Raw genomic sequence first — 21,847 nt, forward strand, 5'->3', positions numbered from 1 at the left:
GTCCCTACCCGGTTAAGCAACCAAGTTGAGTAGTGAATCTTTAAGTTTCTTAGGCGGGGATTCGCCTCGTACAGCTTGATATGTAACTAAGAAGTCCATAGCCCATTCAACTGAGGGCAATTGGCTTTCGTCACTAAATGAATCCAGATATACCAACCCGAGCTCAACCCAAACATCATCATCAAGTTCATCACGAACTGGAGGTGTTGTTACGTCTGTGAAATCTTCAAAGCCCAGATAGTCATCCTTAAATGGGTCTTGTTTTTCTATCCAACGAAAAGTGATAGAAACGATAGAATTACGTCGGCCGCCTTTGGCTGCATTTTCTTCATACGATAAGCAAATATCGGACTTGTTATGAATTTCAGTGACGGCAGGAATTAGAAATCGGCGTCTAAAATCAGACATGCGTTGGTATGATGCAGGTAGCTCGTATCGGTTAATAAGCCAGTCAATACCAAAGGTGACCGAACGCTCAACCCCTTTTTCGGCGTCTTTAGCATTTCGTTTCAATGTCACCCACTGACGGATAGATTCATACAAACGCAATGCGTATTGGTTGTTTAGCTTTGCAACTACATGGAGGAAATAGCCGGTATATCGGCCATCAGCTCGAAGTAAGTCGACTAGTTCAGCGTTGAATGAAAGAACGGTCGTTCCGCGTTTTGGACGTACAGATCGTTTGGTTGTCCAACTGAGTCCATCCAATGCCTTTTCGCCATTATCTGCATCTTCACTTGGCACATAGAAGACTATCTCCCGTTTATTCAGTGCTGCTGATGCTTTGGCAATGTCACGGCTGATGTTTTTATCGCTTTCATCAAAAACCCGCGCATACTCACTGTGGTTGATAGTTACATCAAACCTTCCTCGTTCTTCTGTAACAGAACCATTAAAGATTTTTTCCAGAGAAAGGTACACCAAGCGTTTTTCATTGCGTGAGAGTGTATACGCTGCCGTAGTCAGTGCGTTCGACTGTCTAAGGTATACGGATTTAGCTTGTTTTTGACTAACGCTAATTGGCAAATTCATAAAACTCGTGACAGCTGAATTATAGAAGTCACGAATTCTAATTTAATTAATTATCAATTAGCAAGCATAAAACGCTATTTATTGAATTCGAATACTCAAAGTGTGTGACAGGCAAATACTAGAAGTTAGTAATTTGAACTACAGCTCAACCTTTAAAGGCCACTTTTTACCTGTGAATAACCCATGAATAACCGCGTTTCCATCCCTTCAATCTGTCACGACTATCCCTTCACATTGTCTATTTATCCCCTTCAATCTGTCACGTTTACCCTTCAATATGTCACGGCTAAACCGCCACAAGCATTGATACATAAGGGATTGCAGAACCTAATAAGATCTTTTAAGAAAGATCATAAGAAAGATCCTTAAGAATGTATGTCCTTGGATATGTGGATTTCGCTTCGCTATAACCCACAATATCCAACGCAAAAAAAATGTGGATATATGGACAGCAAGCTGCCCACATACCCACATTCAAAAATAATTGTTATTTTCTTTTTTGTTTTTATAAATCTAATTGAACGAATCAATTTTCACTTTTGATCTCGAATTCAATATTACCTGTTTATGAATACAGGTGATTTAAACGCTCTAGGATTCTTTCTGTGCTTCATATACCTCAAGCTTACCTTGTAGCACCCCAACCTCTTCGGAAGCCTTCATGCAAGCATCTGAGGCCAAAATGAGCCTTTCGCTAGACCGCTCTAATTGCTCCCCTTGTCTAGCGTTTTGATTCGCTAATTGCTCTATAGTCCCTTCTGCTTGTACCAAACGGTCAGTTAGATTTTTTATTTCTGTTTTCTGTGTTTCTGTCTTGGTCTGTAAGCGCTCCAGTTTCTTCTCTTCCGGGCTACGGTTTTTCTTAAGTGCTGACAGCTCGGATTTAAGATCTTTCACCAGGTTCTTGTTTGTCCCCAGTTCAGAATCTAACTCGGAATTCTGATTAGTTAGCTTCTCAATCTGTTCATCAAGTTTTTTTGCTTTCCTACCAGCGGTATCTAACTCTGCAGATAGTGTATTTACCTGACTTTGTGACTCAGCAAGCTGTTCCTGTGTTTCAGTCAGTTGCTGCGTGGAGGTATCCAGACTAGCTTCGAGATCCCGGACGCGATTCTCGAAAAATTGGTTTTTTTCTTCTAGAGCATTTAGGGCTTTTTCATTAGCAGATTCAACATTCTGGATTAAGTTTTGAATTTGACCATTCGCCTGTTCAGAGATGGTTAGCTTCTGCTCCAGGTTCTCAATAACTTTCGCGCTATCTGCCAGTTTCGCATTTGCATCCGTTAGAGATGTCTGTGCGATTTCTAACTCCTGAGTTCTATCCCTAACCTGAGTTGCTACCTGTGATTGGATTTCACTTTCGATTAGAGGCCAAATCTGATCCCCCAGCCCTTTCAATTTATCGATAAACATTCCAACCCATTCTGGTTGTTGAACACGCACTGAGAGTTCATTTGTCTCTTTGTAGTCCAACAACCATCGTGCACATTGTTCCAACGTACAGTTGCCAGCTACTTCATGGAGCATTTGAGCAGTAATTAATTCTACCGGTTGTCCACCAGCAATCAGTTTGTTTAGATGATCTTCAAGGTTTAGGTTTGTGTCTAACTCTGTATTCATTTCCAGTACCACTTACACAACATTTATTGAATTCGTAAGTTTACAATTTTTTGAATCAGATCAGTTACCTAGAAATCGTACCACCCCACAGAATTTTATAATAAATCACTGTTTTTAAACAAAATATTGATTATTAATTTATTTTCAAAAAGTAGCGTTTTAAAGAGTTGCGCGTTTTCGCAAGTGTCTTAATATTTTCATATCAGACGGGCTAACCACCCCGAATTATCAAAATGCTGTGGAGGCAAATAATGGAACTTATATCAAACTCACAACAAGCTCTGCTAAACTTCGTTGGTCACGCTTGTAATAACGCTGATAGCCGTCAAACAGGCATTTCATCATTTGATTTCGTGTTGCTTGAAGCGAACAACGGACAACTTCAAATCACTGGTTCTAACGGCAACCAGTCATTTACTCGAATTTGTGCTACAGACGAGATCCAAGTAAAAGGCAATGGCAGTCTATGTGTTGACGCAGTGAAACTGTTTCAAGCGACTCGCGCACTACCAAAGAACACACAAGTTAAAATCAAAGAAGTACAAGGTAAAAACCGTGCAGTATTGAGCTGCGGTAAATCACGCCTACAACTAAAAACTATTCCAGTAACCGATTACCCAACAGTTGACATCATCAAAGACGTTGAGAGCACCTTTACCGTTCCTGCTAAAGAGTTTATGAGCCTAATTTCCAACGTGCTGTACGCTTCTGGTCGTAACGATGTGCGTCATTATCTGAATGGTGTTTACCTTAACGTTAATCGTGGTGCATTGTTCGCTAACGCGAGTGATGGTCACCGCCTGTGCGTGAACAAAATGCAAGTAGGTGAAGCAGTAAACAAAATGGGTCTATTGCTCCCTTACAACTCAATGACAGTTTTTACTCGCCTAAACGAGTCTGCGGAAGAAATTACTATTGCTTACAATGGTTCAAGAGCTGAATTCAATTGGGGCGGTCTTGTTTACCGCACAGCCCTTATTGATAGTAAGTTCCCTGATATTTCTAAAATGTTCCCTAAGACATGCGCAAGCAAGATCAAATTTAATCGTCTTGAGCTATTATCAGTATTAAATCGCGTGTCTGTTTTGCTAACAGATGACAAGTTCCCTAAAGTTAAACTCTCAACTACCGAAAACGGTATTAAGCTACAAACTGTGATTGATAATGAAGAAGATGGCTTAGGTGAGGACATGATCACTGCTCAAACATCTGGCGACCCAATCACTTATGACTTCGGTGTTAACCCTAAGTACCTGATTGATGCTCTAAGCCACATTTACACTGAACACGTAACAATGGAATTCACAGAAGCTAATGCGTCATGCTGTGTATCACCTGTTGGAAAGGTAGTAACAAGCAAATCACTAATTATGCCAGTGCGAATCTAGAGAATGCTGAACAACAATAAATTCACTTTAAATGGCGATCAGTGGGTCGCCAGTATATTAGACTTTAAAGTATCGCTTACTGATAAGTGTATGACAGTCTTCCACGGAGAAAATGAAGTAGAAGGCGTTTTGCGCTTTCCAGATGGTTTGACAGATTTAAATGAATCGTCATTCACTTACAGCGAACTGGGTAACCGAACAGCGATACTGCTACCTGACGATTCCGGTCATGTAGAAATAGTCCAGTACGGCAATGACCTACACCTTAATCACTACAATACAAACGGTGTTGTGGTAGAAAAGCTCCAAGTTGCCTCCACACTCGCGCACACCTGATCATTTCCTAATTTAAACTTCTATTCGCTCCGTGTATTATGTGCTCACACATTTAATGCGGAGCGTATTATGATTCATCAAATTTCATTCATGCCTGTCAGAGATGCGAGAAAACTAGTACCTGACAATTCTATTGCACTTATTTCTATTCACGATGCTGGACAGGAAGTTGATTCTCAAGTTCCGAAAGAAGATTGGGGATACTTTGATCACATTGGGTTTGATGATGCAGCATATGACGAAGAACTAATCTCAGAGTATGGCGCTGACTTCTGGAATTATTTTGACGGTTGCGCCCGTAAAGTTCACGCTCTCAAAATTTTGCTTATGTTCAAGCGTATCGAAGAATCACCTAATATCAGAGAAATCATTGTTCACTGTGACGCTGGACGCTCCAGATCAGCTGCCGTTGCTAAGTACTATGCAGAAAAGAACAATCTTGAACTTGAGGGTGACACCACTTACGCGAACTCCCTTATTTACACCCTCTTAAAGAACCCTAACCAGTTTGAGGAAGCTCTCGAAGAGCATGTAAATAAGCCATCCAAAATTTCTCATAATGAAGCAGAAGTGGAAAAGGTAAAACTTTTTCCATTCGGTTGGGTGGATGTGCTAATAGAAAGTATTTTTGGCAAGCCACAGAAGTGAGACTATGGATGATGACATTATACGCGGCATACTCAAGGTATTATCGTTCTTAATGCGGAGCGTTTTACTTGAGTTTATTGATTGGATTGGCGCATCCGTTATTCGTATTATTGATTCTGAAAAAGACTCAAGAGGCACACGGTTATCTAAAGTTATTGGCTGGACTCTCATTGCTTTCGTATTACTTCTTACCTACTACTGCATGAATTACTTCACGGGCTAATTGTTAAGTGTTGTAGTTTTGAAAATGGCCGATTTTCAACTACTGCACTTTCAACAATTAATGTTATGAGGTAGGATTCTCTCAATCAACCAACTACTTTGAGAGAATCAATGCACAGCTCATACGTTCAAAATTGTGTTTTTTTGCTCAACGAGTACCCAGTAAATTCTAAACACTTGGTTAACGCCAAGAAGTTCCTTGTTTATGTACTACTGTTCTCGTTTGTGTTCTCCGGGATTATCCGTTTAGTGGATTACTTAAATGCTCCACCCCCAATTCTATCTGTATATGCTGATCAAGAGTTCTGCCCAGGTGCTCTCAAAGTCACTTCAAAAGATGATTTTGGCTTTATTTTAAACTGTTCAACAATTTCTAAAGGCAGTGAGCTAGATAGTTCAGTGGTAATACAGAAGCTTTCCAAGTTGGACACAAACGTCTACAAAGTAGTAGCTGTACTAAGTGGCAATCGAACATCAGATCCTGATGTTATTGCAACACTACCAAGCTTTGTTGAATCTGACGTGGTAAAGGCATTCGTTTCTAACGCATTGAACGTGACTGGTACTGATGTTCTGGATTCAGGTACTGTCTACTGGGGTATTGGTAAGAGCAGTAAACAAGATTTAGGATTAGTTTCGGCTTTGCTTGAACGCGGCCTATCAAATCCCTACTCACGATTTAATGACTCGATAATGAAAGACTTGGTGAAATCGGAATTGGCAGCTCGAATCGTCAAAACGTCACCAGATCTCACGATTACTAAGAACACAGAGAAAGCACCAGTTCAAGAGGAAGATACCCAGACTATTTCCGTTGAGCCAGAGCAACCAAGTTCTAATAAGTGTCTAGAGAACACCAATGGCTCTCCGTTCTGTAGTGTTGCAGACAATATGGTGAAAATGCTTGATGGCCCATTGGTAAAAATTATGATGATGTTATTCATCATGGGAGTCATCTTCTTCTCGGTTGTTAGCCCCAACTTAGTTATGTTTGCTTCTAGTATCCTAGCTGTGCTTTTCCTTGCTAACGCATCAACAATTGCTTCTACAATCTTGGGAAATTGACATGAAATACTCACGAAAAAACCTTTTACGTACAGTCATACTTAATGCAGCTATCGACCCCAAAAATATCGCAGCACTAGCCTTATCAATTTTCTTTGGAGTCAACGCTGTAGTATCGCAAGGAAAAATCGCATTGATTGTATGTGCAGTAGCGAGCCTTTCGACATACATAGCACTGGTTGCATTTACAACACAGCGAAAAGCAAAGCAGTATGGTGCGTTGTACTTCTCCGCGTTACATCGTTATCAAATGGACGTTGTTGAATCTCAGCTAGATAATTTGGAAGATTCGCCTTTAGCAAAGGACTCAAGATCACTGCTAAAAATGTACTGGGATATGAGGCTATCGGGAAATCTATCAGACTCCCGTAAAGATACTCTCGCTGATGCATCTGAACGCTATTTCCAAATCATGACTACTTCACTAAATGCGATTAATCGACTTCCTGACGATAGCCAGGCAATTAAAATTGAAAAGAAAAAACTAGCTGAATTATCGGAGTCTTACCGTTCAGCACTCATTTCCGAGTGTGTAAGACAAACATCGGCAGGCAATACTTCTCAATTTAATGAGCTGATCAGTGAACTTGAGTCAATCAAGTTTTCAAATGAGTATGTGACACAATAATTAGCTCCAAAGGAGTTCCCTTCCCCCCACCTATTGGGAACTCCTTGAATTACTCCTACCAACAAAATCTACCTCACTATTTTTTTTAAGCGTTATAATTTATCATTAACTCTAAATAGAGCTTGTTGCGGGAATCGGATTGCCGATTAAAGTATTGGTTATTACGAGTTAATGACTAAGTGAGAACAAAATGGCTCAACCCTACTTTATCCCTACTCAAGACCAGCTAAATAAAATGGAATCCGTTTTGGGTAAGCATCTTATAGGTAATGATTTTCACCTTAAAAACATCGTTCTTGAAATGCTGCAGTATTCAGAGGGTGAAACTCAGTGGCTAAGTGCACAATCAAAAGACTTGCTCTTACCATCTAGTGAACAGTGTTCACGCTATGAACGTGAAGTGCCTGAGCAATTATGGGTTTACACAGACCCATCTGTCAGCCAAGTGTTAATCCATTTTACTAAACCAAGCTGTTTGGAATCTCAACACGATAAGCAAGATGCAGACTTGGTGATCTATGACTCTGAAACCCCTTCTCAGCCGCCCATATTTGAAAGCGATGAATGGGCTTACATTGCCAATCTTTACACCGTACAGGCGGTTACAGTAGCAATGCCATCAATCGAAGAATATGGCGTTGATATGGCCGCGACAGATACCGGTTGCTTGGAATTTTTGAGCGAACAGCTTTTTCTAAAGCAAGTTGACGAGAACTTTTGCCCTACTCCATCTAATCGTGGTGATGACGGTTCAACGACAATTTGGATTGAATTAACACGCAACCGCTCAGAGTCCCACTTAACATCGAAAGAATAGGTACCGAAATTGAACAATTACAAGCTCCTAATGGAGCTATCTGGAAAGGTAACTGATAGAGCCAAACTGCTATTGGTACACGCTAGAAAACTCCAAGTAGCTGGCATACTTTTACTTGGTATCGGCATTTACGGATTTGATCTGTATGCAATCGTCATTGGTGCTTCCATTTGGTACTTTCAACACATAACTAAGAGCGCGGGTGACCATTTTCATGCATCGTCAGCAAATGTAACGATGAAGGTATACAAAAACCCTGAGAACTATCCTCCGCTAAATGTTTGGCTGGTTCCGCATGAAGGCCGGGAGATCACCCCTGACCATTACGATGAATTGGAAAAATTGGTACTCGAAGTTAATGAGGATTTCATAACGAAGAAAGTACAACAGGTCTACGATTATCGGGGCGGTAAGGTCACCTACTATGACTTGGCCAATATCATCTTTTTGACCGAAGGTATGGTTCGCTACAAAGCTATTCGACAAGCAGAAGGAAATTTTCAACCCTAGTCTGCTACTGAAAGAATGGTACCTATTTCTAATCCATAACGAAAGGCGCACATAGTGCGCCTTTTCTGCTATTTGAGGTAATGGCTTGCTCTGTTTTGCACTTCGTTAAGTAGTGCATTTCTCAATCCGGTTGCTGTACATTAAGGAATATACCTACCACGCTATCAAAATCCGATGTTAGCGACTTAGGGCTCTTGCGGCATATATATCTGCCTGCATACTAGTGAATAGAGAAAAGTTTAAAGGTATAGCAAATGAATAGAACGTCCGAACAAGAAGCCATTGTCTCGTTTAACTCTGGAAATGCACTTATTGACGCAGGCCCAGGTACTGGCAAAACGACAACTCTAATTGAGTTCATTCTGGAACAAGTCAAAACGATGCCGGCTACCAATATGTGCGTCCTAATGTTCAATAGTGACATCGCCACCGAGTTCACTGCGCGTATCAAAGCTAAAAGATTGGCAGACCTTCCATTAATCAAAACCTTTCACGGTTTTTGCTACAGCGTTTTGCGTAATTCTGGCCACCTGAATCGAATTGGCTTCGAACTTAACATGGACACTGGACCATTCCAGCTGTCATTAGCTAGGTCTGCACTTAAAGTGATTGCCGCAAACACGAGAAGCAAGAAGATTGCATCCGTTATTGGTGATAGCAAAACTGCAGATACCCTATTGTCGTTTGTCGGCCTCGTGAAAGCGATGATGTTACCTGTAAAAGAAGTGTTTAACATTATGGGGATCAACCAAACTTACTCGTTTTTAATCCCTGCATTTTATGAGTTTGAAAAGGCTCGTATGGCCGAAAAAGTATTGTTCTTTGATGACTGGTGTCCTGAAACCGTAGCTCTGTTACGCAAGGACGGACAGTTAAGAACTCTATACCAGTCAAAATTCTCTAAAATTTTGATTGATGAATTTCAAGACATTAATGCCTCCCAGTATGAGCTGGTAAAGCTGATTAAGGCCCAGAATACTTCTCTAATCGCGGTCGGAGACATTGACCAATCGATTTACAGTTGGCGCGGTTCAAACCCGGGATTTATGCTAACTTTCGAGAAAGATTTCCCGCCGTGTACAAAGCTGACATTAAGTAAGACGTTCCGTTATGGTCACCGTTTATCTCTGGCTTCAAACCACCTGATTGTGAACAACCAAGAACGATTCGACACTTTGACCGTTTCTGCTCCAGGTACACCAATTACAAATGTTGAAGTCTGCCCTACAGGTACGCCAGCAGCTGACGTTATCGAATCCATAAACAAACATTTAGAATCCGGTGGACAACCTGCAGACTGCGCCGTCCTGATCCGCCGTTGGTCACAGTCGATGCTTTTTGAGTTATCGTTTCTGCTTCGAAGGGTACCGTATAAAATGCCCCCAGAATTCGCATTACCAAACACAAGAGAGATTAAGCTTCTCACTACTTTACTAACTTTTGTAACCGGAAACGATAAGGTGCTTGATTCGGAAGCGCGCAGCACACTTATTTTCGACCTTCTCCGGTTCCCTCATACTTACGTGCCGAATAAGAAGCTGATGGAGCTTTCACGCCGCTTAAGTGGCATTGATGTAGAGCATTGGGTATCCGCGATCGATACCATCCAATTAGCTGATACCACCAGCAAAACCCGTTACGAAAACGTAAGGGAACGCCTGTATATCATCGACACATTGAAGGGAGTGAAAGATGCCTCTGCCCTTGATGTTTTTGATGCGTACCTTGACGAGTCAAACATGTCTGAATGGTTGGCCAATAGCGCGACAAGTGATGCTGAACTGGCAGAGGCCGAAGAGCGTTTTAACTCACTTGCAACCGTATTAAGAAGCCTGAAGCTTTCACCAGCGGATGCACTCTCTTACTTCCAAAGACTCATCAATTTGTCGCAACAACAAACAAAGAATAATTACGGTGTAACACTGACAACCATTTTTCGTTCAAAAGGCTGTGAGTATGACCTTGTTCTACTGCCTTTTTGGGATGCGGATACCATGCCCATTAAGAAAAAGTCAGAAACTGGTTTAGGTGTTGATGAAGAGGAAGAGCGACGACTGGCATATGTAGGCATGACAAGGGCTAAAAAAACCGTTCGGATCTTTCACGCCAAAGCTCAAGATGGCGAACATCACCTTACAAAAGCAAGTAAATTCATTCGTGAGTCAGAAATAGATCTATCTATTGCTCTCTGTAATGCCGTGACAGAGAGAACCGAATTACCTGAACGCTCTACGCCTACCTCACTTCGTTACCACGAAGCTATGGTCGCTCAACGCTGACTTGTGCGATTAGACTTCTAGCAGATACTGACCCATATCAAATACGTTATGGGTCAATCACAATGAACAAACTACCACTTTTAGAGCTATGTACTGGTATAGGCGGGTTTCACCTTGCCGCACAGCAAAACGGTCTTATAGAAACGATTTGCACCGCTGAAATCGACCCATATAATACAAAATTGATTGACCGTAACTTCAATCTAGATAACTGCGGTGATGTGTCTGAAATTGGCCTTCCTCGCGCCTGTCACAGCCATCAAGCACTTATAGACGAGGATAAGGTGCCAGTTGAAGAAACTGGCTTCACAAGCCTTTGTATGGAGGATTTTATGGAAGGAATATTGCCCTTCCCAACTATCCTATCTGCTGGCTTCCCATGTCAGGATGTGACTCCAGCTAATACCAAAGGCAATCATATCGGCATCAACGGTGCGCGATCAGGCCTAGTGCACGACATTCTTAATATCGCAGAAGACTTGGAAGTACCGTATTTGGTTTTTGAAAACTCAAGCAACCTCTTAAACCGTGGGCTTGATGTGATTCTTATGGAACTTAACAGACTTGGTTATATCGTTGAGTGGGAGGTCATTGCAGCGACTGCGTTTGGCTACCCACATTACCGCCATCGCACTTATATCGTCGCGTATCTACCAACGACAGCTGTCGCTCGTGGTAACCGCCGCATCTTCGATACGGTACGTAAGCAAGCGAACAAGCAACCGAACCACTTTATGCCCCTGCCATCAGAAGATCCTGAATACATCCTCAATGCAGCCGTGGTAAAAGAGCCTCGTTCAATTAAGCTGAGAACAAAGCGTATCAACGGCGTTGGCAATGCTATTGTTCCAGCTATCGCTAAGGCAATATTTGACGCCATCACAGATGCTGAGTTTGCCCCTGTAAAAGCAAAACAGCCAAAATCACGTAAGAACGAAACTTACATGGCATCCAAACTTGCTGCTGGCTGGGGTGTATCTCAACTCGATATTTTTTCTATGAACAATCTAGAACTGGTAACGAACATGCCATCACGCGGCATTCTGATCGGTGGTAACATTTATACTGGAGAGCCCGATCGCAATCTTAACCCGACCAAAACCACTTTCCCGAACTTGTTGTCTACATGCATTGCTAAGGACGGCAACAACAATTTTACTTCCGGTAGCCGAATGTCACGGCCCGGTAAACTCGGTGGCTTGATAGGCGATCTGCAGCGCCTTGGCGCGACTGAGGGTGGTCTTAACCCCGTGTTTGCAGAACGTATGTTAGGCTATCCAGATAATCACACACGATTGGCTTATTAACAGAAGGGAACACAAATGAAGTATTTTGCTTATCTGGTACTGCAAATGGGTGTCTTTACATTGTTACTGCATCCGGTAAAGGCATCGTATGTGGTTGAATTGGTCATAGCAGCGATGAACTTATTGGCCATCATCTCTCTGTACAGGATCGTCACCCCTAAAATTAGAACGATGGTGCAGCATAAATTGGCTGTTGTTGTTCAACAACCAGTGAAAACGCCAATCGACCTATTGAGATACGATTCATATGAATCAATGGTGGTGTTTTTCCTTTCAGTTGGTCCAGCTCTACTTACATTCGTGGCTTATGTCCAATTCTTCAAATAGTCACTAAGCATTTCCCATCTAGCGCGTTTTCCAATGTGAGAGATACTTGTTGTCAGTTCAATTGAATGGGTTGGCAACCAGTTCCTTCCCTTCAAATTATCTCTCAAACTATCTGGCATCAAGAGTACCACTTAAATCGTGATTTCTTGGTGCCGAATGAATACGGAACAGCAAAATGAATCACAAAATACACTTTTCGGGTCAACTAATGGGAATTCGCTCAACAGATAAAAACCTTCCTGTAGACTTCGATAATAAAATCATGATTTACGGCGGGACACCGTTTAAGTTTGTCGACTCCATTCTGTGGACGTTCCATGTTACCGGCATTGCTACACCGGAAGAATTTGCACAATCACCCCTTTCAGAATCCCATCAAGATGTCTCTTTTGACTATGAAAGCTTTATCACGAACTGCTACAAAGAGTTTCGTTTAACAGAGGATTGTGACCAATATTACAAAGCAATTTATCCACTAATTCGTCGTAGCGCCTCTGAGATCAAAGAGCAGTGGACAGGTAATGAGGAAGTATTTCTTCACCTTTACGGCCTAGAGCACGCCGTGAATTATTCTATACATCGCCCTTACCAAAATGAGGTTGAGCTTAAATATCTTGCATCGCTTGGCGAGTACATCAAGGAAGTCATGAACAAACCTGCAGATGCGATGACCATGAAAGCTTACAAGCAGGCAGTATTTCGGATTGGCCAATACCTTGAGCTTGAGTTGAATGCAACCGTGGAAGGGGTGCTTCAATATATCAATGCCGTCATTTCTAACCCGGCGTCGGCCACCACCGATCTGGCATTCGTTAGCGGCATTCGGCATATCAAAGGGAACTCAAACTTTGCTAGTCATATTACACAGACCTTTTATGACGATATGAGGGATGCTAAGGACAAACAATTAAACTCTATGTTTGAGACTGACAAAGAGATTGTTGTTGAAGCCATCAAACAGCGTGTTAACGACTGGCTCAAAGCTGCATAACTTGACCATGCAGGTTGGCAACTTGCCAGCCTGCAGCCACTGGCGCGATTAGAGAAGTGTCGGAAAATTGAATCTCAAGCACAGGAGATTCCACGATGAAACTATACGACTACCTATTACCTCACCTACAACACGTTAGCCACACTCCACTTTTTCACGGTCAGGCACGCGTCTATCAATCGCAAGATCTGACTCTATACCGTGTATTTGATGATGGTGATATTTGTCATGAGCAGTGCCTTATAACCGGAAATGGGCGTTACTCAGATGATAGTTGGGACAGTGCTTACGTGAATCCTGAAATCCATCAAATTGTCTCTCTCCACCAGCATCCTAAAACATGCGCGACGGAAGCCCCGCGTGTGTCCTTATGCCTATTTTCATTCCCAAGCAAAGAAGAAGCCCAGAAGCAGTTCAATACCGAGTACTGCAATGTTCTATTTGCAGGCTATGTAACAGAAGCCAACGAGATTGAAGTTATCTACAACGATATTGTCCGTCCCTTCGACTCACTTGAAGAATGGCCACATTTTGTCAAACAGCTTTTAAACGAGCATCCATTTATCGACATTGGTACCAGCTCAAGCATTCCAGACAGCAAACATTTATCGGGCGAACTGTTTCACTCTCTACGAGCGGCATAACTGAGGTAGATTCAATGGCTAAACCACTTCTAATCATCGGTTGCAGTGACAATAAAGCTCAGACCGAAGCTCAAGCTTTCGACCTATATTTGGGTCATGTGTACGAGTTAATTCGTGCGAACATAGATAATGTACACGATCACTTTGAAGTGCTTATACTGTCAGGTTTACATGGCCTGATTCATTCTAAACAGGTCATTGGCCATTATGATCAGCAAATGCCTAAGCGAACCCAAACCGCGGCGATGCAAGCGTATGTTGATAAGCACACAGCAGGCGCCAATAAGCTGTTGAAGCAATACGCAGAGAAATCCCGCGATTTGTTTGTCGTGTTGTCAAATGACTATTTGAAAGTCTTCGACATGATGACTGAAAAGCCAAGCTCCCAGAAGCTGCTTAATACCTTCAATTCGACGTACTTTTGCCGTAAACACATTGGCGTTGGAGTTCTTAGAGGTAGACTAAAGAAGATCCTCAATAACATACCAAAACCATTTTCACCTGTTTTGTATCGGTCAGGCTTAGCATCAGCTGACGAGTTTACCGGCTATTCAGCTGCCAACGCTTGCTTGGGCGCTTCTCTTGCCTACGTTAGCGACATCAAGCAACCTCACCTACTCGACATGATGAAACAGTCATTGATTAGGGGAAACCGAGCTTTTCTCGACAACGGTGTCATTACCGAAGTTGGCAAAGGTAACTTCGTAGAACCTCAAGAAGTATTCTCGCGGTATAAGCGTATCGTGGAGTCTTTCAAAGGCCATGCTAAAAAGCTAAGTATCGTCATACCAGACAACCCATTTGACCCAGCGGCCAGCTTAGCGATAGTCAAAGAGAACAAATCGGTGATTAAGTGGTTAGCACGTCGTTGTGATGTGATCCTGCCGATTCATAAGGCACCAGACATTGGCCAGCACGCTATGTCCATGATGAAAGCACTAAGTTTTGCACCTATTCGCGTCGGTATACCCTGCAAGAAGTACATTTCGACTATCGAGGTTGTTGATGGCCAAGAGGTCAAAGTCAATGTACCCGTCAGATTGTCACCTTTGGAAATTGAACAGCTCTTTGAATTAAAGGCGCCGAATAAGGAGAGGCTATTTACTGGAGCTCATTTTCTAGCTTGTTCCGAAGTAACCCGAGGTGGTGTCTATGAAGAACGAAAAACTCTCGCGCATATCCACGGCTTTGATGCAAGTTTCGATGCCTGCCGAACTGCAGCCGTTCTAGGGAATGAGAAGTCGTCATCGCGCATTGGTTCCCAATTACTGCGTGAGGTAAACGTAGAAATCACTAAAGATAAAACGCTCCGCTCCACTGAATATGCAAGACATGATTGCACCGAGGAATATGAAGACCCACTTGCTTTTACTTCGGCGGCAGAGGCTATCGAGGAAAATGTGTTTGCTTTTGTCGAGCTATGGAATGAATCAATGGAAGCAGTTTGGGAACTGGATGTATCTGACATGCAGGAAGAAGACGCGAAAGAGTATTGCTTAAACCTATTGTGCAGTTTTCCCCGCGATATAGAAGACCAGCTTCTTAAGGGGCTAAAGCTTGCTTATTGGCAGTCATTCACCTGCCGCCATCATCAAGCAACGAATTTTGAAAAGCGAACGGAAACATTCACTCGGTTGTTCTCTGACGGTCAGCGCGTAGCGATTCAAACAACCCTACCTATCTAAACCAAACTCTAAAAATGGCGCTGCTGTTACGTGGCGCCTTTCAATCATCAAACCTAAACCTGAGCATCTTGTGTGATTCGCTAACTCGCTTTTAATGGAATCAAACCACAGGAGATAACGCTCATGACAAAACAAAATTCGAAACCGACAACGACAGGTCAACTTAAGCTTCGCGTTGGAACATTGACTCATAGCTACGCTATCGAGACAGAAGAATTCATTGATGTGGTTGATCTAAAGGATGCCAGAGAGAAATGGCGCGAACACACAGAACAGCAAGATTACAACCGTTACACCTTGGGCGGTGACGTTTTTGATGGCGAAGAAGTCGTTGCAGTGTTCTCACCTAATGGCCGCTGTTTCAAGCCTTCTGATAAAGGCAACGAGTACTTCAAACGTCTTCCATCTAATGAACTAATTGACATCGACTAATCATAAACAGCCCCACCAACAAGACCTGTGGGCACAAAAATTAAATATAGAGAGAATAAAAATGGCAGCTATTCACCCTGATGAAATCCTTATAAACCGTTCTAATCCAAATCAAACAGTGGTTACCGCCCCTGATGGTTCACTGCTTGGTGAGTTTGAACCCCATTTTACAGACATCCAATTGCGTCGTTCTTGGAAACATCACGTGCAAGCGATGTGTAATGGCCCTTGTGAAAGCGAACGCGAAGAAAAGCAGGAAGATGACCAGCCATTACTTATAGAGCACCCAGCTCCAGTGACTGTCCAAACCTCGGCGCAGGGAATGGTATTTACAGAAGAAACATTTGAGGGTTACCCATTTTGAAACTGAATCCTGCTATCACTCACTATCAGAATGAGTGCGATTTTTACAACACCAATGAAATCGATGTACTGCCAGAGCGAATTCCAACTTATATCGCATGTGGCCCGAATGGTGACTATGCAAGACCCGCAAAAACGATTGGCGAGTTGCCGGGAAAACACCTACGAAAGTTGGCACTGAAACTTGCCGCTGAGAAATTGGGCGTGGATCAAATCAACTTTGGTTTGGAGATATATAAAACTCTCGGTATGACCAAGAATGAGGCTTTAAAAGATGGCCGTTCATGGCTTCTTCAAAATGGTGACAGTTTGAAGGTTGACCTTTTTTGGCATGAGGTTCCACAAGCTTACCCACTGGATCAAATTGCACGAACTTACCCCACTCCTGTAGGTGATATGCCTATTCGTGAACATGTACGTGTAGCGATGTCGAATATGACCGATAGAGAGCTTGTGAATGCTATTGGTTCACGTGATTTGATTAATCCTGAATTTATGGGTGAAGCCATTCACCGTAACTTAATTTGGCGCGGAGCAACGACCGAAGAAACCTACCAAGCAGTAGAAAAGCGTGAGCAGTTGGCAAAACAAAACAAGGTGACAAAGTGACCCCTATCCTTACTGATGTTTATAGCGATGAATATTTCCATTTGGCAGAAAAGCCGTGGTTGAGTGGCCAAGAAAACTGCCCTGTTTTTCTCGAAGATAAAATCACCTGCCAAGGTGTCTGTTGTTTCAATATCAAAACGAAGAAATGGGATGTTGAACTAGCCAAAGGGTACGGCATGGTAGTGATCGATAGTTGTGAAACAAGAGATGAAGCAATAGCGCTACTTTGGGAGCGTCGACAAGAAGGTAATTCTTGGGATATTGGAATTTAACATTGTACAAAAAACTATGTTTTTCATTCGATTAACTTAGTACTTCCGTGCTAAAACATAGCCCCTAACAATCCCCCTCTGGCAGGATAGTTGTCACTGTTAAAATTTAACCAGTTTAGGGCGGTAAGAATGAATTGTGTCTCGCATTCCAGCAGAAAGAAAAGAAGCCATATTGAAGAAGCTATTGCCTCCATACTCAATGTCAGTGAGCCAGCTATCAAAAGAAGAAGGCGTTAGCACCGCGACCCTGTATCATTGGCGGCAGCAACTCAGACGTTCAGGAGCCGCAGTGCCAAATAGTAACACTTCATCAGAGCAGTGGTCTGCTCAAACCAAACTTGCCATCGTTGCCGAAACCTACTCGATGACGGAGAGTGAACTCAGCCATTACTGTCGTGAAAAAGGTCTCTTTCCAGAGCAAGTTCAGAGTTGGCGAGAAGAGTGTATGCAAGGCTTTCAGTCAAGCAAAGAACGGGAAGCTGAAGCAAAGAAACAGGCCAAAGCCGATAAACTTGAAATTAAAGAGCTGAAAAAAGAGTTACGCCACAAAGAAAAGGCGCTCGCTGAAACTGCTGCCTTGTTGGTTCTGCGAAAAAAGCTCAGAGCCTTTTACGGGGAAGAGCCAGAGGACGACTAACCTCAACCGATGAAAGGCAGCACCTGATTGCTCTTATCCACGAAGCCAAACAAAATGGTTGTCGCATAGAACGCGCTTGTCATGAGGTTCAAATTGATCTGAGAACCTATCGTCGATGGTATCTACAAGGAAAGGTTCAGGCGGATAAAAGACCGACCTGCCTCAGACCAGAGCCAGCTAACAAGCTGTCAAAGCAAGAGCGTGATGCGATTATCGAGGTATGTAACCGCCCAGAGTTCGCGAGCTTACCCCCGACTCAAATAGTGCCGACACTGCTTGATAAAGGTGAGTATATCGCCTCAGAGTCGAGCTATTATCGGGTGTTGGGCGCTCAAGGACAACTTAACAACCGAGGCCGTCAGAGGAGTAGACAAAAGCAAGTGAAGCCAACGACTTATACGGCGACAGGCTCGAATCAAGTCTACACATGGGATATCACTTACTTGCCTTCAAAGGTTCGAGGCCAGCATTATTATCTGTATGTAATAGAGGACATCTACAGCCGAAAAATCGTGGGCTATGAGGTGTATGAACGTGAGTGCGGTGAGTTAGCGTCACAGCTCCTGCAACGAACCTTGATGCGAGAGCAGTGCTTCAATCAACCGCTAGTTCTTCACTCAGATAACGGTGCGCCTATGAAGTCGCTGACGTTCAAAGCGAAGATGGATGAGCTAGGCATTACCTCATCGTATAGCCGCCCAAGAGTCAGTGATGATAACCCGTATGTCGAGTCGTTGTTCCGCACGGTTAAGTACATGCCGAACTGGCCGACAAAGGGCTTTGAAAATCTCGAAAGCAGTCGAGGTTGGGTTGAAGCCTTCGTGCACTGGTACAACACCGAGCACAAGCACAGCAAGCTAAATTACGTCACGCCCTTAGAGCGTCATAACGGAAAAGACGAAGAGATCTTGAAGCGTCGAGCGGAGGTATTACTCGCTGCAAAAAAGCGAAAACCCGAACGATGGCCTGGTGATATCAGGAACTGTAAGCCAGTTGGTGACGTACATCTAAATCCAGAGAGAGAAGCTGCTTAATAAACAAGCGAATGATGACAACTACCTTGAAAAACGCCGCAATATTAAAAGTAGAACAGTGACGAAGACAGTTATCTTCGGAGTATAGGAATGATTATGAAGAAATTGGGATTAAAAACACTAGCAGTAATATCTTTATTGAGTTCAGGTTACGCAGCAGCTGCATACCAGCCTTTAAACTTAAATGACCCGAACTTGAATATTTTTTGTCAATTGCGCTTTTCTGATCAGTATGGCTATCAGTTTACCCGTAAGAATGGCAATAAGCTGTACTGGAATCTTCAAAACACTGGCAAGGTCTTCGACCTTACTAAATTCTCTTATGCACCGGGAACGGTTACTGTAATTAAAGAAAATCCTCATGGATTCGAAGCAGATGTAATTACAAAGAAAAATAATGGTGAAAGTGAAAGAGCGTACTTTGAACTTAGAACACAGTATGATGCCAATGGCCCATATCCAGATGGCAAATTTGTTCGCCTGAAATTTGATAAAAAAGGCAATTTAGAGGGCGGGGAAGAGAACATGTTTAGCCATTGTGAAATCATAAAATAACGTGCATTAATGCATCCGTAATTAGTGGGGTTCTTATGGCCATTACTAACAACGGGTGCATTTATTTTGTGGTTAATTTTCTCTTTGTGTTTCTATTACTGACAGTTACAAAGTGGCTGCGTTTCTACTCTTCTTTTTGTCTTCCATTTACTCCCAGTACTGGCAGTTTTTCACAACCCACACCCTACTCTGAGTTTTATAATTCCACTATTTTTTAGTGACTTGCGCGTTGACTAAACCGTCTTACCATCACGGTATAAAGTTAATGGAGAGTCACCACATGATTGAGAAAGCACCAGCCAAGCAACTGGATTTGAATGACAAAACCAAAGAAGAAATCAGAACATTATATAAAAGTGTTCAGGATGCTCTCTCTGGTTTTAAGCCGAGAAAAGAGCAAAGCTTTCTTATAGCAGAAATTGCTAAAACGCTTGGTGGTGTCTACGCGCAAAATGAAGGTGCGAAGCGCCGTATCATCGCTGCGGAAGCTGGCACTGGTACAGGTAAAACTTTTGCATACCTTATACCATCGATCGTCTTAGCCAAGGCGCTAAACAAGAAACTGATCGTTTCAACTGCCAACGTAAGTTTGCAGAGTCAGCTAGAACTCAAAGACCTACCGTTACTTCAATCTATACGACCTGACATGACGTTTAAGGTGGCTTTAGGCCGTAACCGATACCTGTGCCGCCGTGATGTTGAAACCGTTGCTGTGGGCGCGCCACCAGCCCGTAGCGAAGATACCCTATTCGACTCTCAAGAACCTGTAGAGAAAGTTTCTGGTGCAGACGCTGAACTACTTGAGCGCATGATCGAAAACTACGACAACAAAAGTTGGGACGGGGTTATGGATAACTGGCCAGTGACAGGTGAAGTTATCGCCTCTACGCTTTGGAACAAAGTGAACTGTAAGTCAGGCACATGCACTAAGCGTATTTGCCCCTACTTCGAAGAATGCGCTTTCCATAACGCTCGTAAGACTCTGGATACAACTGATGTGATTATTGCAAACCATGCGTTAACCATGACCAGCTTAGCGAATGGTGGCAATGTCCTACCGCCAGCGGAAGACGCCATTTGGGTTATCGACGAGGCACATCATATCCCAAAGCAATTCCGTTCTTCCTTTGAGCAAAAAGTAACTATTGAAGGTAGCCTTTCTTGGCTTAAAAAGGTATCACAAGCGGTGTCCAAGCTTTCGATGGTACATGGTCAAGAGATCAGCCAATCTATCGTTAAAGATGGCAGAGAGCTTGATGAAGTTGTGAAAGGCTGTGTAGAGGAACTACGCTCAGTTACTGACATGCTTTTGGCAAACTGCAATTTCTCTAGTGACTACTCTCAAGAGCAAATTTACCGTTTTAAAGACGGTCTATTACCATCAGTGTTAGATACATCGCTTAGCAATTTATCAACGCTGTCGGGCAAGATTAACCGTTGCGTGTCAGCTCACACAAGTAAGCTTCAAGAAGCTTTGGAAAAACGCAAAATCCCTTCCACACCTGCTATTGAAAAAATTCTGTCTGAATCAAATCGCCTACAGGCACATACAGAGAGTTTTGCAGATATGTGGCAGATGTTCACCAAGATTGAGCAGAAAGGGTCAGCTATCGCTAAATGGGTATCGTGCGGCGGTAATGGTCGACCTGACCTCTCATTTAACGCAGTGCCAATCAGCGTAGGTAAAGAACTTGAAGACACGCTATGGTCGAAAGCAGCTGGCGCGGTACTAACATCCGCAACCGTGACAAGCCTTGGTAACTTTGACCGCTTTATGCTTGAAGCTGGCCTAAGCGCGAATGATGGTACCCAGTATTGCCGCGTGAATAGCCCGTTCGATTATCAGAACCAAGCTAAGCTAATCATTCCACCAATGAAGGTAGAACCTACAGCTAAAAACGAAGAACAGCACACACTTGAAATTGTTCACTACACAGGACAAATGGCACAAAAACACAAAGCGATGCTTATGTTGTTTACCTCCTACCGTCAGTTGAATCGCTACATTGAGTTGGTATCACCGGAACTTAAAGCTTACATGCTTATTCAAGGGCAAGATACCCGACCTAATTTGATTCGTAGACACAAAGAGCGTATCGATAATGGCCTCAAATCGATTTTAGTCGGGGTCGCATCACTAGGAGAAGGGCTTGATTTACCACGTGAATATTTGACCTGTGTTGGAATTGCCAAGATACCTTTCGCTAACTTTAAAGAGCCTGTAGATGAAGCTGAGAGCGAATTCATCAGTAAAAACGGTGGTAACCCTTTCTTTGAGTTGAGCCTGCCAGAAGCGAGCGCAAAACTCATTCAACAAGTGGGTCGTCTTATTCGATCAGCTGATTGCAGCGGCGAAGTGCTGATCTTCGATCGCCGTCTGAGTAGCAAAAAATACGGGGCGCAATTGATTGATTCTTTGCCTCCATTAAAACTATTTGCATGACCT

The 21,847-nt window shown here is 43.0% G+C and carries 23 protein-coding genes; 21 read left to right on the forward strand and 2 right to left on the reverse strand.

All coding sequences use genetic code 11. The annotated features are described in order from the left end of the window. Nucleotides 1-12 precede the first annotated feature (12 nt). Complete coding sequence (locus AACR11_RS14865) at nucleotides 13-1,032, reverse strand: RepB family plasmid replication initiator protein (RefSeq protein ID WP_053409803.1); 1,020 nt, start codon at nucleotides 1,030-1,032, stop codon at nucleotides 13-15. A 591-nt stretch (nucleotides 1,033-1,623) separates the two neighbouring features. Next, a complete protein-coding gene (locus AACR11_RS14870; protein ID WP_053409802.1) occupies nucleotides 1,624-2,652 on the reverse strand; it encodes a hypothetical protein in 1,029 nt (342 codons plus the stop codon). Nucleotides 2,653-2,903: 251 nt separating this feature from the next. Between AACR11_RS14870 and dnaN the strand changes: the two genes are divergently transcribed. The 21 genes from dnaN (at nucleotide 2,904) to dinG (ending at nucleotide 21,844) form a co-directional block, all read left to right on the forward strand. Next, a complete protein-coding gene (dnaN, locus tag AACR11_RS14875) occupies nucleotides 2,904-4,040 on the forward strand; it encodes a DNA polymerase III subunit beta (RefSeq protein WP_053409801.1) in 1,137 nt (378 codons plus the stop codon). 3 nt (nucleotides 4,041-4,043) lie between these two features. Further along, nucleotides 4,044-4,376 (forward strand): hypothetical protein, encoded by a 333-nt coding sequence (locus tag AACR11_RS14880; RefSeq protein ID WP_053409800.1) that lies wholly within the window; start codon nucleotides 4,044-4,046, stop codon nucleotides 4,374-4,376. Nucleotides 4,377-4,445: 69 nt separating this feature from the next. Continuing rightward, on the forward strand, nucleotides 4,446-5,024 hold the full coding sequence (locus AACR11_RS14885; protein WP_053409799.1) for a hypothetical protein: 579 nt from the start codon (nucleotides 4,446-4,448) through the stop codon (nucleotides 5,022-5,024). Between the two features lie 52 nt (nucleotides 5,025-5,076). After that, complete coding sequence (locus tag AACR11_RS14890) at nucleotides 5,077-5,247, forward strand: hypothetical protein (protein ID WP_318123989.1); 171 nt, start codon at nucleotides 5,077-5,079, stop codon at nucleotides 5,245-5,247. 110 nt (nucleotides 5,248-5,357) lie between these two features. Then, nucleotides 5,358-6,311, forward strand: coding sequence for a TrbC/VirB2 family protein (locus AACR11_RS14895; RefSeq protein ID WP_053409797.1), 954 nt, complete (start codon nucleotides 5,358-5,360; stop codon nucleotides 6,309-6,311). A 1-nt stretch (nucleotide 6,312) separates the two neighbouring features. Further along, on the forward strand, nucleotides 6,313-6,939 hold the full coding sequence (locus AACR11_RS14900) for a hypothetical protein (protein WP_053409796.1): 627 nt from the start codon (nucleotides 6,313-6,315) through the stop codon (nucleotides 6,937-6,939). A gap of 190 nt (nucleotides 6,940-7,129) precedes the next feature. After that, nucleotides 7,130-7,756 carry a hypothetical protein gene (locus AACR11_RS14905; RefSeq protein ID WP_053409795.1) on the forward strand — a complete coding sequence of 209 codons (627 nt, stop codon included), beginning with the start codon at nucleotides 7,130-7,132 and terminating at the stop codon, nucleotides 7,754-7,756. Nucleotides 7,757-7,765: 9 nt separating this feature from the next. Beyond that, nucleotides 7,766-8,266, forward strand: a complete 501-nt coding sequence (locus tag AACR11_RS14910) for a hypothetical protein (RefSeq protein WP_139374582.1) — start codon at nucleotides 7,766-7,768, stop codon at nucleotides 8,264-8,266. 254 nt (nucleotides 8,267-8,520) lie between these two features. Next, entirely contained in the window at nucleotides 8,521-10,545 is a 2,025-nt protein-coding gene (locus tag AACR11_RS14915) for an ATP-dependent helicase (RefSeq protein ID WP_053409793.1), read from the forward strand. 62 nt (nucleotides 10,546-10,607) lie between these two features. Then, a complete protein-coding gene (locus tag AACR11_RS14920; RefSeq protein ID WP_053409792.1) occupies nucleotides 10,608-11,852 on the forward strand; it encodes a DNA cytosine methyltransferase in 1,245 nt (414 codons plus the stop codon). Between the two features lie 15 nt (nucleotides 11,853-11,867). Beyond that, nucleotides 11,868-12,179, forward strand: a complete 312-nt coding sequence (locus tag AACR11_RS14925) for a hypothetical protein (RefSeq protein WP_053409791.1) — start codon at nucleotides 11,868-11,870, stop codon at nucleotides 12,177-12,179. 175 nt (nucleotides 12,180-12,354) lie between these two features. Then, nucleotides 12,355-13,170, forward strand: coding sequence for a hypothetical protein (locus AACR11_RS14930; protein ID WP_053409790.1), 816 nt, complete (start codon nucleotides 12,355-12,357; stop codon nucleotides 13,168-13,170). Nucleotides 13,171-13,265: 95 nt separating this feature from the next. After that, a complete protein-coding gene (locus tag AACR11_RS14935) occupies nucleotides 13,266-13,814 on the forward strand; it encodes a hypothetical protein (RefSeq protein ID WP_053409789.1) in 549 nt (182 codons plus the stop codon). A gap of 14 nt (nucleotides 13,815-13,828) precedes the next feature. Beyond that, a complete protein-coding gene (locus AACR11_RS14940) occupies nucleotides 13,829-15,499 on the forward strand; it encodes a DUF6884 domain-containing protein (RefSeq protein WP_053409788.1) in 1,671 nt (556 codons plus the stop codon). A 123-nt stretch (nucleotides 15,500-15,622) separates the two neighbouring features. Beyond that, a complete protein-coding gene (locus AACR11_RS14945; protein ID WP_053409787.1) occupies nucleotides 15,623-15,931 on the forward strand; it encodes a hypothetical protein in 309 nt (102 codons plus the stop codon). Nucleotides 15,932-15,992: 61 nt separating this feature from the next. Continuing rightward, a complete protein-coding gene (locus tag AACR11_RS14950; RefSeq protein ID WP_053409786.1) occupies nucleotides 15,993-16,295 on the forward strand; it encodes a hypothetical protein in 303 nt (100 codons plus the stop codon). Next, nucleotides 16,292-16,903 carry a hypothetical protein gene (locus AACR11_RS14955; protein WP_053409785.1) on the forward strand — a complete coding sequence of 204 codons (612 nt, stop codon included), beginning with the start codon at nucleotides 16,292-16,294 and terminating at the stop codon, nucleotides 16,901-16,903. Before AACR11_RS14950 ends, AACR11_RS14955 begins: the two co-directional genes overlap by 4 nt. Then, a complete protein-coding gene (locus AACR11_RS14960; RefSeq protein WP_053409784.1) occupies nucleotides 16,900-17,175 on the forward strand; it encodes a hypothetical protein in 276 nt (91 codons plus the stop codon). The genes AACR11_RS14955 and AACR11_RS14960 overlap by 4 nt, the downstream gene beginning before the upstream one ends. 136 nt (nucleotides 17,176-17,311) lie before the next feature. Then, a protein-coding gene (locus AACR11_RS14965) for an IS3 family transposase (RefSeq protein ID WP_411912938.1) occupies nucleotides 17,312-18,846 on the forward strand; the annotation gives its coding sequence in 2 pieces (ribosomal slippage) (nucleotides 17,312-17,765 and nucleotides 17,765-18,846; 1,536 coding nt in all). Nucleotides 18,847-18,942: 96 nt separating this feature from the next. Further along, complete coding sequence (locus AACR11_RS14970) at nucleotides 18,943-19,401, forward strand: hypothetical protein (protein ID WP_053409781.1); 459 nt, start codon at nucleotides 18,943-18,945, stop codon at nucleotides 19,399-19,401. A 280-nt stretch (nucleotides 19,402-19,681) separates the two neighbouring features. After that, entirely contained in the window at nucleotides 19,682-21,844 is a 2,163-nt protein-coding gene (gene dinG / locus AACR11_RS14975; protein WP_189338766.1) for an ATP-dependent DNA helicase DinG, read from the forward strand. Nucleotides 21,845-21,847 lie beyond the last annotated feature (3 nt).

This window comes from Vibrio sp. L85 (assembly GCF_963871815.1).
In the GTDB taxonomy this organism is placed as follows: Bacteria; Pseudomonadota; Gammaproteobacteria; order Enterobacterales; family Vibrionaceae; genus Vibrio; species Vibrio harveyi.